Origin of the sequence: Massilia sp. ST3, from assembly GCF_018119405.1 — a bacterium.
In the GTDB taxonomy this organism is placed as follows: Bacteria; Pseudomonadota; Gammaproteobacteria; order Burkholderiales; family Burkholderiaceae_D; genus Telluria.
Genome location: NZ_JAGPWC010000024.1, coordinates 14894 through 28634, shown reverse-complemented (window position 1 = coordinate 28634; position 13741 = coordinate 14894). Strand labels below are relative to the sequence as shown.

The following is a 13741-nucleotide window of genomic DNA, read 5'->3' as shown; positions in this document are numbered from 1 at the left end:
TCCCCTCTGGCGATAAGCCCGGGCTTATCGCCAGCCTCCCCCGATGTGATTGGCCACGGCCGGACGCAGGCCCTAGGATGGCTGCTCGGACCGGCATTGCGGCCGGTCCCGCATCCGAAGGGAGCCCCTTTTTGACCACCCGCTGCACATCCCTGGCCGGCGCCTGCACCGGCCCTTCTGCTTCCTACGCCGTCTTCGCCGGCCTGTGCGCCAGCCTGGTGGCCATCGGCCTGGCGCGCTTCGCCTATACGCCGCTGATCCCCGAGCTGATCAAGGCCGGCTGGTTCGCGCCCGGCGACGTGGTCTGGCTGGGCGCCGCCAACTTCGCCGGCTATTTCGCCGGCGCCCTGCTGGGCCGGCGCATGGGCGCGCGCTGGGGCCACCGCGCCATGCTGCGGGCGATGATGGCCGCCGCCGCCCTTTCCTTCGCCGCCTGCGCCGCGCCGCTGTCGCTGAGCTGGTTCTTCGCCTGGCGCTTCGTCTCCGGATTCGCCGGCGCCGTGGTCATGGTGCTGGTGGCCCAGACCGTGCTGCCGATGGTGGCGCCGGCGCGGCGCGGGATGGCGGGCGGCGCGATCTTCATGGGCGTCGGCGCCGGGATCGCCCTGTCCGGCGTCCTGGTGCCGCCGCTGCTGCGTGCCGGCCTGCCCGCCGCCTGGCTGGGCCTGGCCGCCTGTTCCGCCCTGCTCAGCGCGCTGTCATGGCGCGCCTGGCCGGCGCGCGACGCCGCGGCCCAGCGCGCCGAGCCGGTCGCCGCCCTGCCGCTGCGGGTGCGCCTGCTGTATGCCGAATACGCCGCCGTGGCCGTGGGTCTGGTGCCGGCGGCCGTGTTCCTGGTCGACTACGTGGCGCGCGGCCTCCATCAAGGCACGGCGCAGGGCGCGCTGTACTGGGTCGTCTACGGCGCCGGCGCGGTGTCGGGTCCGATGCTCTACGGCCTGCTGGCCGACCGCATCGGCTTCGGCCGCGCCCTGCGCCTCGGGCTGCTGCTGGCCGCCGCCGCGGCGCTGCTGATGGCCGCCTGGCCGCAGGCGCCTTCCCTGCTGGCGGCCAGCCTGCTGCTGGGCGCCTTCACGCCCGGGGTGGTGACCCTGATGATCGGACGCCTGCACGAGCTGCTGCCCGGCCGGCATGCGGCCCAGCACGCGGCCTGGAGCCGCTCGACCAGCATGTTCGCGCTGTTCCAGGCGCTGGCGGGGTACGGCTTGTCCTGGGTATTCGCGCGCAACGGAGGCCAGCACCGTGTGCTGTTCATGGCGGCGGGCGGCGCCTTCGCGCTGGCCCTGCTGCTCGACCTGCTCGGCGGGATGCTGCGCCGGGAGGGCTAGGACTCCGGCCCGGCGCCGAGCGCCAGGCGGCGCGCCTCTTCCGCCACGACCTCGATGAAGTCGAGCACCAGCGGCCGGCTCTCGTTCGTGCGCCAAAAGGCATGCATCAGCAGCGGCGCCAGTCCCGCCACCGGGATCGCCCGCATGCCCGGCAGCGCATCGCCCAGCACGTAGCCGGTGCCGAGCATGCAGCCCATGCCGGCGCGCGCCAGCTGCACGCCGGCCTGCACCTGGGTGGTCGCGTAGACGATGTTGGCTTCCCGGCCGGTCTCGCGGCAGGCGGCGAGGATGCGGTCGTACACGGCCGGGTTGACGTCGCGCGCGAACATGATGAGCGGCTGGCGTACCAGGCTGTCCAGGTCCACTTCGCTCGCCTGCGCCAGCGCATGGTCCTCGCGCACCAGCAGGCGCCAGCGCGAGGCCATCAGGCGCCGGCTGGCGATGGCGCCGTCCGCCGGCAGACCCGGGCCGGGATCGTCGAACATGACGCCGATGCCGGCATCGATCTCGCCGCGCTGCAAGCCTTCGGGCTGGGCCGGCGCGCCCATCTCGTGGCGGTCCAGGCGGATGCCCGGGTACAGGGCCTGCAGCCGTGCCAGCGCCAGCGGCAGCAAGGCCACGTTGGCGTATTCCTTGAGCCCGACGGACAGGCGCAGGTCCTCGAAGCGCCCGGCCTCGCGCGTGCTGCGCGTGGTCTGCTCGATCAGGTCGAAGACGCGCTGCACGCCGTCGCGGAACACCTTGCCGGCCTCGGTCAGGCTGACGCCGCGGGCGTCGCGCACGAACAGCGGCACGCCCACCGCTTCTTCCAGCCGCGCGATCTGCTGGCTGAGGGCGGGCTGGGTGATGAAGCACAGCTCCGCGGCGCGGCCGAAATGCAGCTCGCGCGCGAGGATCAGGAAGTAATGGAAACGCCGGAGTTCGCCGGTACGCATGCGCCGCTCGACTGGTTGGGGGCAACCAGCTTACCACCGGACCAGGAAGCCCGCTGGCCGCCCGGCGCATGGCTCAGTGCACGCCGAGTTCGGCCAGGACCGAATGCTGGCTGACCGGCAGCAGTTCGCCTTCCGCCACCAGGCAGGGCAGCGCGCTCACGCCGAGCAGCTCCGCCTCGGCGATGCGCTCGCCCTGCTGGCTCAGGTCGACCACTTCCAGCGCCGGCGTCAGGCGCGCCAGGGTGGAAGCGATCTGCAGGCAGGTCGCGCAGCCGTCGTGGTAGAAGGTGGCTGCGCGGGTGTCGAATGGGTCCTTCATTGGGTTTCTCCTTGTCGTGAATTCAGGTTGATGACGGTGGGTCCAGCCGGCGCCGCTAGGCATGCCAGGCGGCGCTTCCGGGCGGGACCAGGCAGCCGCCGTCGCCACAGCCGGACGGCGCGGGTTCGGCCAGCAGCTGCCCGAGCAGCGCGCCCACCTGCATGTCGGGCACATGCCCGAACAGGCTGTGGCGCAGCACGCCGGCGCGGTCGAACAGCAGCAGGGTCGGCGTGCCGCGCATGCCGTAGCGCGCCATCGTGCTCGGCATGGGGCCGCGCGCCGCGGGGCGGTCGATCCCGACCGGGAAGCCGATCCGGTACTCGTGGATGAAAGCGCGCAGCGCGTTCTCGTTCATCGCCTCGTGGTGCTCGAACACGGTATGCAGGCCGAGCACCGCAAGGTCGTCGCGCCCGATGTGCCGGGCGATGGACTGCGCCTGCGGGATCGCGTGCGCGACGCAGCCTGGGCACAGCATCTGGAAGGCGTAGACGGCCACCACCATGCCGCGCAGGGAAGCCAGGGTCACCGGGCCTGGCGCGTTCAGCCAGGCCGAGACCTCGAATTCCGGTGCAGGGTGTGCCGCGTGAGACGAGGTCGGGGGCATCATTTGGCGCGCAGCTTCACACCGGGGAAGTCGACCGGCACCTTGAAGGCCACGTTCACATAGTTGGTGAACAGGTTCAGGGCCACGTGCGCCATGATCTCGACGATCTCGCCGTCATCGAAACCCGCCTGGCGCAGGGCGGCGACATCGGCCTCGCCGACGTGGGCGCGCCTCTCGACCACGGCGATCGCGAACTTCAGCGCGGCCGCGGTCTTCGGGTCGTCCGATTCGCCGGCCTGGGCGGCCGCCATTTCCTGGGCGCTGGCGCCGGCCTTCTGGCCCAGCACGGTGTGCGCGGCGAGGCAGTATGCGCAGTCGTTGCGGTCGGCGATGGCGACGGCGATCTGCTCGCCCAGGCGCGCGCCCAGCGTCCCATGGCCAAGGGCGCCGAAGGAAGCCCACATGCTCTCGAGCGCGGCCGGCGAGTTGGCGACGGCGCGGAACATGTTCGGGACGACGCCGAAGGCGCCGTCGATCTGCTGGAGCAGCGCGGCGGCGGCGCCCTGGGCCTTGGATGGGTTGACGAGTTCGATACGGGACATGGTGTTCTCCTTCATTGGCTGGCCGGTCATGGGTGCGGCCGATTCACCCTACATCACATGATGAAAATAGGAGTCCTAACTATTTGGCGCAAAAAAAATCTCAGGCAAAGCTTTCCCAATTTCGGCGCTGGGTCAGCGGGTCGGTCGGTTCGTGTTCCGCGCAGTCGATGCGCAGGAAGGAAATCGGCAAGGGCGCATTTACCAGGGCGCAATGGTGCGGCACCGCCTCGCCCGGGTACTTGTTCGCCTCGAAGTGGCGGCACGAGAGGCAGGCGCGCAGCTCCGGGAAGCGCTCGGTCTTCTGCAGCTCGGCGATCAGCTTGAACAGGCCGGTGAGGATCTGGATCTGCTGGCCCTGCGGCAGCTGCGAGGCGGCCGTGTCGGCGAAGGACAGCGCGTGTGCGAGGCGCGCGGCAACCTGCTCCCCTTCCCCCGTCAGGTGCAAGGCCGTGGCGCGGCCGTCGTCGTCCGCCTTCGCCTTGCGCACCAGTCCCTTGCCCACCAGCGCCGCGACCGAATCGCTGGCGCTGGCCGGCGAAATCGACAGCTGCTTGGCCAGCCAGCTCAGGCGCACGCCGCGGGTACGGTGCTGCAGCAATTGCAGGATCTCGGCCTGGGCCGGGTTCAGGCCTTCGCCCGTCGACACCTCCCACATCCCCGAGCGCAGCACGGTGGCGATGCGGCCGATGGCGGTCACGATGCGCGCCGAGATGTCCGGCGTGCTGTCCCATGGGGTTTCTGGTTGGATGTCCATGGGCGCTAGAATAACAGGAGTCAGGAATATGTCAAGGAGTCCTAATTAATCGAGGCGATAGCGGTGGGTTGGTGGACGAGGAGGCGGGCGCGGTATCGAAGGGGCCAACAATCGACGCGTCGGCGGCGGAGCCGCCAACCCTACCGGTGTGCTGATCGTAGGGTGGACGGGTCTCCCGTCCACGCGTTCGACCAGCGTCCGCCGCGACGTGCGCGATGATTCAAGCGATAACGATCACCGCGTGGACGGGGGACCCGTCCACCCTGCAGCGAGGGCGCCGAAAATAAAAAAGGCTCCCGTCGGGAGCCTTTTCTATTACTACTGGCGGAGAGGGTGGGATTCGCCTACATCCCGCAGGCCGCCCGGGCGCTGGCAAGCGCCCGGCTTCGAATCCCACGCGGGAGCCACATTGGTGGCTCCCTCCTTCGCCGTACGCAATAAAAAAGGCTCCCGTCGGGAGCCTTTTTTATTACTACTGGCGGAGAGGGTGGGATTCGAACCCACGGTACGGTCACCCGTACGCCTGATTTCGAGTCAGGTACATTCGACCACTCTGCCACCTCTCCTGATTCGGTCGATTCTTGCTGTGAGCTGCAAGAGACCGCCATTATAGCGGCTATCCCGGAAAAGGGAAGGGAAAATTTCACCGCCGTGTCATTTTCCCCTGCGCCCAATCTCTCAAGCGGCCGGCGCCAGGCGTTCCAGGCCGCCCATGTAGGGACGCAGCACTTCCGGAATGATCACGCTGCCGTCTGCCTGCTGGTAGTTCTCCAGCACCGCCACCAGGGTGCGGCCCACGGCCAGGCCGGAGCCGTTCAGGGTGTGCAGCAGTTCCGGCTTGCCCTGGGCATTGCGGAAGCGCGCCTGCATGCGGCGCGACTGGAAGGCTTCGCAGTTCGACAGCGAGGAGATCTCGCGGTAGGTGTTCTGCGCCGGCAGCCAGACTTCCAGGTCGTAGGTCTTGGCGGCCGAGAAGCCCATGTCGCCGGTGCACAGCAGCATGACGCGGTAAGGCAGGCCCAGCGAGGTCAGGATGAACTCGGCCTGGCCGACCATCTCTTCCAGCGCCGCGTAGGACTGCTCCGGATGCACCACCTGGACCATCTCGACCTTGTCGAACTGGTGCTGGCGGATCATGCCGCGGGTGTCGCGGCCGTAGCTGCCCGCCTCCGAGCGGAAGCACGGGGTGTGGGCCGTCATCTTGACCGGCAGCTGGTCCAGGGCCACGATCTCGTCGCGCACCACGTTGGTCAGCGACACTTCCGAGGTCGGGATCAGGTAGAAGTTCTCGCCCTCGCCTTCCGCGCCGCCCTTCTTCACCGAGAACAGGTCGGCTTCGAATTTCGGCAGCTGGCCGGTGCCGCGCAGCGAGTCGGCATTGACCATGTAGGGGGTGTAGCATTCGGTGTAGCCATGCTGGCCGGTATGGGTGTCCAGCATGTACTGGGCCAGCGCGCGGTGCAGGCGGGCCATGCCGCCTTTCATCATCGAGAAGCGCGAGCCGGTCAGCTTGGTCGCGGTGTCGAAGTCCAGGCCCAGGCGCTCGCCGATGTCGACGTGGTCCTTGACCTCGAAGTCGAATGCGCGCGGGACGCCCACCTTGCGCACTTCGACGTTGCCGGTTTCATCCATGCCCTGCGGTGCGCTCTCGTGCGGCAGGTTGGGCACCGCTTCCATGAAGCGCGCCATCTTGGCCTGCACCTCGCCGAGGGCGATTTCGTTGGCCTTGAGCTCGTCGCCCAGTCCGGCCACTTCGGCCATCACCGCCGTGGTGTCTTCGCCTTTGCCCTTGAGCATACCGATCTGCTTCGACAGCGAGTTGCGCTTGCCCTGCAGTTCCTCGGTGCGCGTCTGGATCGCCTTGCGTTCCGCTTCGATGGCATTGAAGGTGGCCACGTCCAGCTGGAACTTGCGCGTCGCCAGTCGTGCGGCGGCGGTATCGATGTCTTTGCGAAGAAGTTGGATGTCTATCATGTCGGGTTGGACTTGCGTATGTCGAAAACACAATTGTACCAAGCCGACAGCCGGAATCATCCAGATTCCTTTGCGAGATTCGTTGCGAGATTCGGCAACGGAGCAGTTCGTCCTTGCCGGGCTACCCGCCAGCCCTCACGGTTCAACCGTTCAGGCTGGCTTTCTCGGCAGCGGTGAGGCGCGGTGCGGTCACGACGATGGTCTGCACGTTCATGCTTTCCAGGCTCGGCGTGGTCGATTGCAGGATCTCGACCGGACGCTCGTTGGCGGTGGCGAAGCTGGCGGCCAGGCCCAGGGCGGCGGAAGCGAGGAACAGGGCTTCGAAGTTTTTACGGATGTTCATGGTGTTCTCCTTCAGGTCAAAAGTGATTCGGTATGGTTGAACTTTACCGATCGACCCGTGAAGACACCATCGACTTGCGATGAAGCGTAAAAAAGATGGTGCAGAATGCGGATTGCGCGGACGGAGCGTGTTCCGATTGCGCGATGTCTGCATGATGGGCGCGGTAGCGCGCAGAAGAGCTCAAGGGCGCGCTCCAGTCCCCTCTAGGCGCCCTCTTCGTCCGGGCGCGCCGCGTCGTCCAGGCTGCGCAGCCAGGCCAGTTTTTCGCCGATCTTCGCTTCCAGACCGCGCGGCACCGGCGCGTACCAGCCGGGTTCCGGCATCCCGTCCGGCAGGTAGGTTTCGCCCGCCGCATACGCATGCGGCTCGTCGTGCGCGTAACGGTATTCGTGGCCGTAGCCGAGTTCCTTCATCAGCTTGGTCGGCGCATTGCGCAGGTGGACCGGCACCTCGCGCGACTTGTCCTTGCGGACAAAAGCCATGGCCGCGTTGAAGGCGTTGTAGCCGGCATTGCTCTTGGCCGCCATCGCCAGGTAGATCACCGCCTGGCCCAGCGCCAGCTCGCCTTCCGGCGAGCCGAGCCGCTCGAAGGTGGTGGCGGCGTCGTTGGCCAGCTGGATCGCGCGCGGGTCGGCGATGCCGATGTCTTCCCAGGCCATGCGCACGATACGGCGCGACAGGTACTTGGGATCGGCGCCGCCGTCGAGCATGCGGCACAGCCAGTACAAGGCCGCGTCCGGATGCGAGCCGCGCACCGACTTGTGCAGGGCCGAGATCTGGTCGTAGAAATTGTCGCCGCCCTTGTCGAAGCGGCGCGCGTTGAGGGTCAGCGCGTTTTCGACGAACTCGCGCGTGATGCGGATGACGCCGGCCGTGTCGGCCGAGGTCTTGGTCTGCTCGAGCAGGTTGAGGAAGCGGCGCGCGTCGCCATCCGCATAGCCGACCAGGGTGTCGACCGCGACCTCGTCGAAGCTCAGGTGCTGCAGCACCCGCTCCTGGGCGCGCTTGAGCAGCTGGCGCATCTCGTCGTCGCTCAGGGCCTTGAGCACGTACACCTGGGAGCGCGAGAGCAGCGCCGAGTTGACCTCGAAGGACGGGTTCTCGGTGGTGGCGCCGATCAGGGTCACCAGGCCCGATTCGACGAAGGGCAGCAAGGCGTCCTGCTGCGACTTGTTGAAGCGGTGGATCTCGTCGATGAACAGGATGGTGTGCTTGCCCTGCTGGAGGTAGTGCTCGGCCTGCTCGACGGCCGCGCGGATGTCCTTCACGCCCGAGAGTACGGCCGAGAGCGCGATGAATTCGCAGTCGAATGCATACGCGGTCAGGCGCGCCAGCGTGGTCTTGCCGACGCCGGGCGGGCCCCACAGGATCATCGAGTGCGGCTTGCCCGACTTGAACACCAGGTTGAGCGGCTTGCCTTCGCCCAGCAGGTGGCTTTGGCCGATGACTTCGCCGATGGTGCGCGGACGCAGGGCTTCGGCCAGGGGCGGCGAGGGTTCGGTCTTGAAAAGGTCATCCATGGCGGCCTCCTGCGCGGACCAGCGATACGGGCGTCTGGGTCATTGTTGTCGAATGGTGTGGGACGCGCGTAGTGTAGCGCATGGGGGTGCCTGGCTGCAGGGCAGGAATCGCGGCATGTATCCACCCACACCTCCTCCAAACGTCATTCCGGCGAAGGCCGGAATCCAAGCTCGCATGCGCAGCCACTGGCACTTAACGCTCGTGGAGTGCGTAAAACTTGGGTTCCGGCCTTCGCCGGAACGACGTGCCGAGGTAGACAATACTGCTGGCGTGCTTTACTGCTTCACGACATCCGCCCCCTGCGGAATATCGAACTTGAACTGCTGCGCCCCCAGCTGCGGGTTGCGCTGGAAGCTGGTGAACTTGAGCACCGAGGTCTGGCCGAAGGCATCCTTCAGCTCCATCGCCACCGGCACGCCGCCCTTCAGGCCGATGCCGATCTGCTCGAAGCTGGTGTCCTTCGACTTGGGCACCGCGGTCAGCCATTCCGCGCCGTCGCGTTCGCCCGCTTCGGACAGGGTGAAGTTCTGCTCCAGGTTGTTACTGCCGAACAGGATCGCGGCCGGCGAGGAACCGAGCGCATTGCCCAGCTTCCTGACCGTGACCTGGTTCAGGTCCTTGTCGTAGATGTAGAGCTGGTCGCCGTCGGCCTGCAGCACCTGTTCGTAGGGCTTCTGGTAGGTCCAGATGAACTTGCCGGGACGGGCGAATACGAAGCTGCCGCTCGAGACGGGCGCGGCCTTGCCGTTCTTGGCCTTGCCTTGCTGCTGCTGGGTGAACTCGCCCCTGGCGGCCTTGGTGCCGGAGGCGAAGGCTTTCAGCTGGTCCAGGGCGCTGGCCTGGGCGGCGCCGGAGATGGCCAGGGTGGCTGCTGCGATGCAGAGTGCGATACGTTGACGCGTGAATTTCATCGGCATTCCTCTTGTTGGGTCCGCCGACGTGCGTTGAACGCGTCGGCGGCGTAGCCGCCAACCCTACGGTTAGCGGGATTATTCGGCGCTGGTGGCGGGCACCAGGATGTCGCGGTTGCCGTTCGACTGCATCGGCGAGACCACGCCGCTTTGCTCCATCTGCTCGAGCAGGCGCGCGGCGCGGTTGTAGCCGATGCGCAGGTGGCGCTGCACCAGCGAGATCGAGGCGCGGCGGTTCTTGAGCACGACCTGCACAGCCTGGTCGTACATGGCGTCCGACTCGCCGCCGCCCTCGCCCGCCGGCGCCCCGTCGGCGCCGCCACCTTCTTCCAGCGTCCCGCCTTCGAGAATGCCCTCAATGTAGTTCGGTTCGCCCAGCGACTGAAGATGTTTTACAACTCGATGCACTTCGTCGTCCGACACGAAGGCGCCGTGGACGCGGATCGGCAAGCCGGTGCCCGGCGGCATGTAGAGCATGTCGCCCATGCCCAGCAGGGTTTCCGCGCCCATCTGGTCGAGAATGGTGCGCGAGTCGATCTTGCTCGAGACCTGGAAGGCGATACGGGTCGGGATGTTCGCCTTGATCAGGCCGGTAATCACGTCGACCGAGGGACGCTGGGTAGCAAGGATGAGGTGGATGCCGGCCGCGCGCGCCTTCTGGGCGATACGGGCGATCAGCTCTTCCACCTTCTTGCCGACGACCATCATCAGGTCGGCCAATTCGTCGATGATGATGACGATGGTCGGCAGCTTCTCCAGCGGCTCCGGGTTGTCCGGCATGATCGAGAACGGATTCGGGATGTGCTCCTCGCGCTTGGCCGCTTCCACGATCTTGCCGTTGTAGCCGGCCAGGTTGCGCACGCCCAGCTTGGACATCAGCTTGTAGCGGCGCTCCATCTCGTTCACGGCCCAGTTCAGGGCGTGGCCGGCCTGGCGCATGTCGGTCACGACCGGCGCCAGCAGGTGCGGAATGCCTTCATAGACCGACATTTCCAGCATCTTCGGGTCGATCAGGATCAGGCGCACGTCCGCCGGGTCGGACTTGTACAGCAAGGACAGGATGGTGGCGTTGATGCCGACCGACTTACCCGAGCCGGTGGTGCCGGCCACCAGCAGGTGGGGCATCTTGGCCAGGTCGGCGCAGACCGGCTTGCCGGCAATGTCCTTGCCCAGCGCGACGGTCAGCGCGGAGGCGCTGTCGCCATACACCTTGGAGCCGACGATCTCGGAGAGGCGCACGATCTGGCGCTTGGGGTTCGGCAGCTCGAGCGCCATGTAGTTCTTGCCGGGGATGGTCTCGACCACGCGGATCGAGGTCAGCGACAGCGAACGCGCCAGGTCGCGCGCCAGGTTGACGATCTGGCTGCCCTTGACGCCGGTGGCCGGCTCGATCTCGTAGCGGGTGACGACCGGCCCCGGATAGGCGGCCACGACCTTGGCTTCGACGCCGAAGTCGGACAGCTTCTTTTCGATCAGGCGGCTGGTGAATTCCAGGGTCTCGACGGCCACGGTTTCCTGGGCCGGCGGCGCTTCGTCCAGCAGCGCCAGCGGCGGCAGCGGCGAGTCGCCGTCCAGCTCGTGGAACAGCGGCGTCTGCATTTCCTTCTGGGCGCGCTCGGACTTCGGCACATTGACCATCTGCGGCTCGATCTTGATGCTCGGGGCGGCGGCCTGGGCGCTCGGCAGCGGCGCTGCAGCCGGTGCAGCAACGGGCATTTGCGCAGACACCGGCGCGGATACGGACGGCGCGGCAGGTGCCGGCGGCGGCAGCGAATCGAAGCTCGGCTCGGCCTTGACCACGGCGATCGGGGCGTTCGAATGCTTTTCGGTGAACTTCGCGCGTTCGTGCACGACCACCTCGTCGCGCTTGACGGCCGCGGCCTCGCCCTGCTTGCGGTCTTCGTGGTCTTCGTAGCGCAGGCGGAACCAGTCCACGGCGCGTTCGACGGTCTCGCCGATGCGCTCGGCCACGGCCAGCCAGGACACCTGGAAGAACAGCGAGAAGCCCAGGCCGAACAGCAGCAGCAGGAGCAAGGTGGCGCCGGTGAAGCCGAAAGTGACGTGGGCCGCGTGGCCGATCAGCTGGCCCAGCACGCCGCCCGGGGCGCGCGGCAGTTCCACGTGCCAGGACCACATGCGCAGGTATTCCAGGCCCAGGCTGCCGGCGAACATCAGGCCGAAGCCGATCCAGCGGACGTACATCTCGCCATGGTGTTCCGGCTCGCCGGCGGTGGCGCCGAGCTTGTCGGTGAGACGGCGCCAGCCGCGCCAGACCTGGCGCAGGAAGATCACGCCCCACCACCAGGCCGAGAAACCGAAGATAAACAGCAACAAATCGGACAGCCAGGCGCCGGCGCGGCCGCCCAGGTTGGCGATCCTGGGGACGACGTTGGCGTGCGACCAGCCCGGGTCGGCCTTGTTGTAACTTAACAAAATGAGCACGAAATACAGGAAGGCGACGGCGCCGGCGATCCAGCGCGCCTCGTGCAGCAGGCGCGAAAGGCGGCCTGGCAGCGGCTGGCGGGCGGCTCCCTGGGTGCGGGTGTAACCTGAGGTGGCTGCTGGAGAATTCTTGCTCATGCTGGGGGTGCTGCTAGAGAGTTCGTAAGGACGATCCCCCCATTTTAAAGGATATATGGCCGCGTTGGACCACGATTCATGCTTGTGTGCATCATCGTCTATAATCCCGGCTGCTCCGGCCGGCCTTGATTCCTGCCCCGGTCGTCCCCAATTTCCGTCTGTCTATATACCTAGGAAGTGCCGCCATGACTACTACCAAACACGCCAAAGTCCTGATTCTCGGTTCCGGTCCCGCCGGCTACAGCGCTGCCGTGTACGCAGCCCGCGCGAACCTGAAACCGATGCTGGTGACTGGCGTCGAGCAAGGCGGCCAACTGATGACGACCACGGACGTGGAAAACTGGCCAGGCGACCCGATGGGCGTGCAGGGCCCGGAACTGATGCAGCGCCTGCTGCAGCACGCCGAGCGCTTCAGCACCGAGATCGTGTTCGACCATATCCATACTACTTTCCTGAATGAAAAGCCGATCCGCCTGGTGGGCGACGCCCACGAGTACACCTGCGACGCCCTGATCATCGCCACCGGCGCCTCGGCCCAGTACCTGGGCCTGGAATCGGAACAGGCCTTCATGGGCAAGGGCGTGTCGGCCTGCGCCACCTGCGACGGCTTCTTCTACCGCAACCAGGAAGTGGCGGTCATCGGCGGCGGCAACACCGCGGTCGAGGAAGCGCTCTACCTGTCGAACATCGCCAACAAGGTCACCCTGGTCCACCGCCGCGACAAGTTCCGCGCCGAGCCGATCCTGGTCGACCGCCTGCTGAAGAAGGTCGAGGAAGGCAAGATCGTGTTGGAATATAACCACACCCTGGACGAAGTCCTGGGCAACGAAGGCGGCGTGACCGGCCTGCGCATCAAGTCGACCACCGACGGCGCCACCAAGGACCTGAGCGTGCACGGCCTGTTCGTGGCGATCGGCCACAAGCCGAACACCGGCATCTTCGACGGCCAGCTCGAGATGAAGGACGGCTACATCAAGACCCTGTCGGGTACCGAAGGCATGGCGACCGCCACCAGCGTGCCGGGCGTGTTCGCCGCCGGCGACGTGCAGGACCATATCTACCGCCAGGCGATCACCAGCGCCGGCACCGGCTGCATGGCAGCGCTGGACGCCCAGCGCTACCTGGAAGCGCTGGAAAGCTGATATTGACGGAGTAGCACGATGGCGGGCATGAAGGAATTTTCCGAACTGAAGGGCTTGCGCGACAAGCTCAAGGAAGACGAGCGCCTGCGCGCCATCGAGAAGGCCGAGCGCGAGAAGCAGGAGCGCATCGCGCGCGAACGCGCCGTGGAGTTCCGCAGCGCGGTGCAGGACGTCAAGAAGCTGCCGGAATCGAACCGCTATGTGCACCGCCCGGTGTATGTGGCGCCGAACAAGGTGGCGGCGCCCGCCAGGCCCCTCAGTCCCGAGGAGGAAACCGCCGCCGTGCTGCGCGAATCGCTGTCCGACCAGTTCGACGTGGAGGGCCTGCTGGACGAGGACCCTACCCTCAGCTACGCCCAGGACGGGGTCGGCCCCGACGTGGTGCGCAAGCTGCGCAAGCGCCACTGGCCGGTGCAGGACGAGCTCGACCTGCACGGCCTGAACCGCGACGGCGCGCGCGACGCGCTCACCGATTTCCTCCACCGCGCCAACAAGCGCGGCGTGCGCTGCGTGCGCGTCATCCACGGGATCGGCTATGGCTCGCCCAAGGGCGAACCGGTCCTGCGCGGGATCGTGCACAGCTGGCTGGTGCAGAAAAGCGAGGTCGTGGCCTTCTGCGTGGCCGGCCGCGCCGACGGCGGCCATGGCGCCCTGATCGTCCTTCTCCGTTCCGCTCTCGAAGATTGAATCCACGCCTTTTATGACACGGCGGCGTGTCTTTCATGTAACACATTTCATTTACAATGTTGCAATTCGTGCCTGCCATGCGCCGCAAGCGGTAGAATGCG

General features: G+C 66.9%; 13 protein-coding genes and 1 tRNA gene. 3 read left to right on the top strand and 11 right to left on the bottom strand.

What is annotated here, in order from left to right; genetic code table 11:
* The first annotated feature begins 131 nt into the window (after positions 1-131).
* Positions 132-1328, top strand: a complete 1197-nt coding sequence (locus KBW98_RS10480; protein WP_229429106.1) for a YbfB/YjiJ family MFS transporter — start codon at positions 132-134, stop codon at positions 1326-1328.
* Here the strand turns inward: KBW98_RS10480 and KBW98_RS10475 are convergent.
* From KBW98_RS10475 to KBW98_RS10425, 11 genes are all read right to left on the bottom strand, one after another.
* Positions 1325-2263 carry a LysR substrate-binding domain-containing protein gene (locus tag KBW98_RS10475; RefSeq protein WP_211520076.1) on the bottom strand — a complete coding sequence of 313 codons (939 nt, stop codon included), beginning with the start codon at positions 2261-2263 and terminating at the stop codon, positions 1325-1327. The two genes, KBW98_RS10480 and KBW98_RS10475, sit on opposite strands and share 4 nt — an antisense overlap.
* Before the next feature lie 73 nt (positions 2264-2336).
* Positions 2337-2582 (bottom strand): hypothetical protein, encoded by a 246-nt coding sequence (locus KBW98_RS10470; protein WP_211520075.1) that lies wholly within the window; start codon positions 2580-2582, stop codon positions 2337-2339.
* Positions 2583-2637: 55 nt separating this feature from the next.
* Positions 2638-3186 carry a redoxin domain-containing protein gene (locus KBW98_RS10465; RefSeq protein ID WP_211520110.1) on the bottom strand — a complete coding sequence of 183 codons (549 nt, stop codon included), beginning with the start codon at positions 3184-3186 and terminating at the stop codon, positions 2638-2640.
* Positions 3186-3728 carry a carboxymuconolactone decarboxylase family protein gene (locus tag KBW98_RS10460; RefSeq protein WP_211520074.1) on the bottom strand — a complete coding sequence of 181 codons (543 nt, stop codon included), beginning with the start codon at positions 3726-3728 and terminating at the stop codon, positions 3186-3188. The genes KBW98_RS10465 and KBW98_RS10460 overlap by 1 nt, the downstream gene beginning before the upstream one ends.
* Positions 3729-3828: 100 nt before the next feature.
* On the bottom strand, positions 3829-4482 hold the full coding sequence (locus tag KBW98_RS10455) for a MarR family winged helix-turn-helix transcriptional regulator (RefSeq protein ID WP_211520073.1): 654 nt from the start codon (positions 4480-4482) through the stop codon (positions 3829-3831).
* A gap of 476 nt (positions 4483-4958) precedes the next feature.
* Positions 4959-5048 (bottom strand) — tRNA-Ser (locus KBW98_RS10450).
* Positions 5049-5160: 112 nt separating this feature from the next.
* The gene (gene serS, locus KBW98_RS10445) at positions 5161-6456 is read right to left on the bottom strand and encodes a serine--tRNA ligase (RefSeq protein ID WP_211520072.1); all 1296 of its coding nucleotides are present in this window, start codon (positions 6454-6456) and stop codon (positions 5161-5163) included.
* Between the two features lie 142 nt (positions 6457-6598).
* Positions 6599-6799 (bottom strand): hypothetical protein, encoded by a 201-nt coding sequence (locus KBW98_RS10440; protein WP_211520071.1) that lies wholly within the window; start codon positions 6797-6799, stop codon positions 6599-6601.
* A gap of 203 nt (positions 6800-7002) precedes the next feature.
* On the bottom strand, positions 7003-8319 hold the full coding sequence (locus tag KBW98_RS10435; RefSeq protein ID WP_211520070.1) for a replication-associated recombination protein A: 1317 nt from the start codon (positions 8317-8319) through the stop codon (positions 7003-7005).
* A 276-nt stretch (positions 8320-8595) separates the two neighbouring features.
* Complete coding sequence (gene lolA, locus KBW98_RS10430; protein WP_211520069.1) at positions 8596-9231, bottom strand: outer membrane lipoprotein chaperone LolA; 636 nt, start codon at positions 9229-9231, stop codon at positions 8596-8598.
* A gap of 78 nt (positions 9232-9309) precedes the next feature.
* Positions 9310-11811 carry a DNA translocase FtsK gene (locus KBW98_RS10425; RefSeq protein WP_211520068.1) on the bottom strand — a complete coding sequence of 834 codons (2502 nt, stop codon included), beginning with the start codon at positions 11809-11811 and terminating at the stop codon, positions 9310-9312.
* A gap of 185 nt (positions 11812-11996) precedes the next feature.
* On the opposite strand from KBW98_RS10425, the gene trxB reads away from it, so the two are divergent.
* Entirely contained in the window at positions 11997-12953 is a 957-nt protein-coding gene (gene trxB, locus KBW98_RS10420) for a thioredoxin-disulfide reductase (protein ID WP_211520067.1), read from the top strand.
* 18 nt (positions 12954-12971) lie between these two features.
* Complete coding sequence (locus KBW98_RS10415; protein ID WP_211520066.1) at positions 12972-13640, top strand: Smr/MutS family protein; 669 nt, start codon at positions 12972-12974, stop codon at positions 13638-13640.
* The last annotated feature ends 101 nt before the right edge of the window (positions 13641-13741 follow it).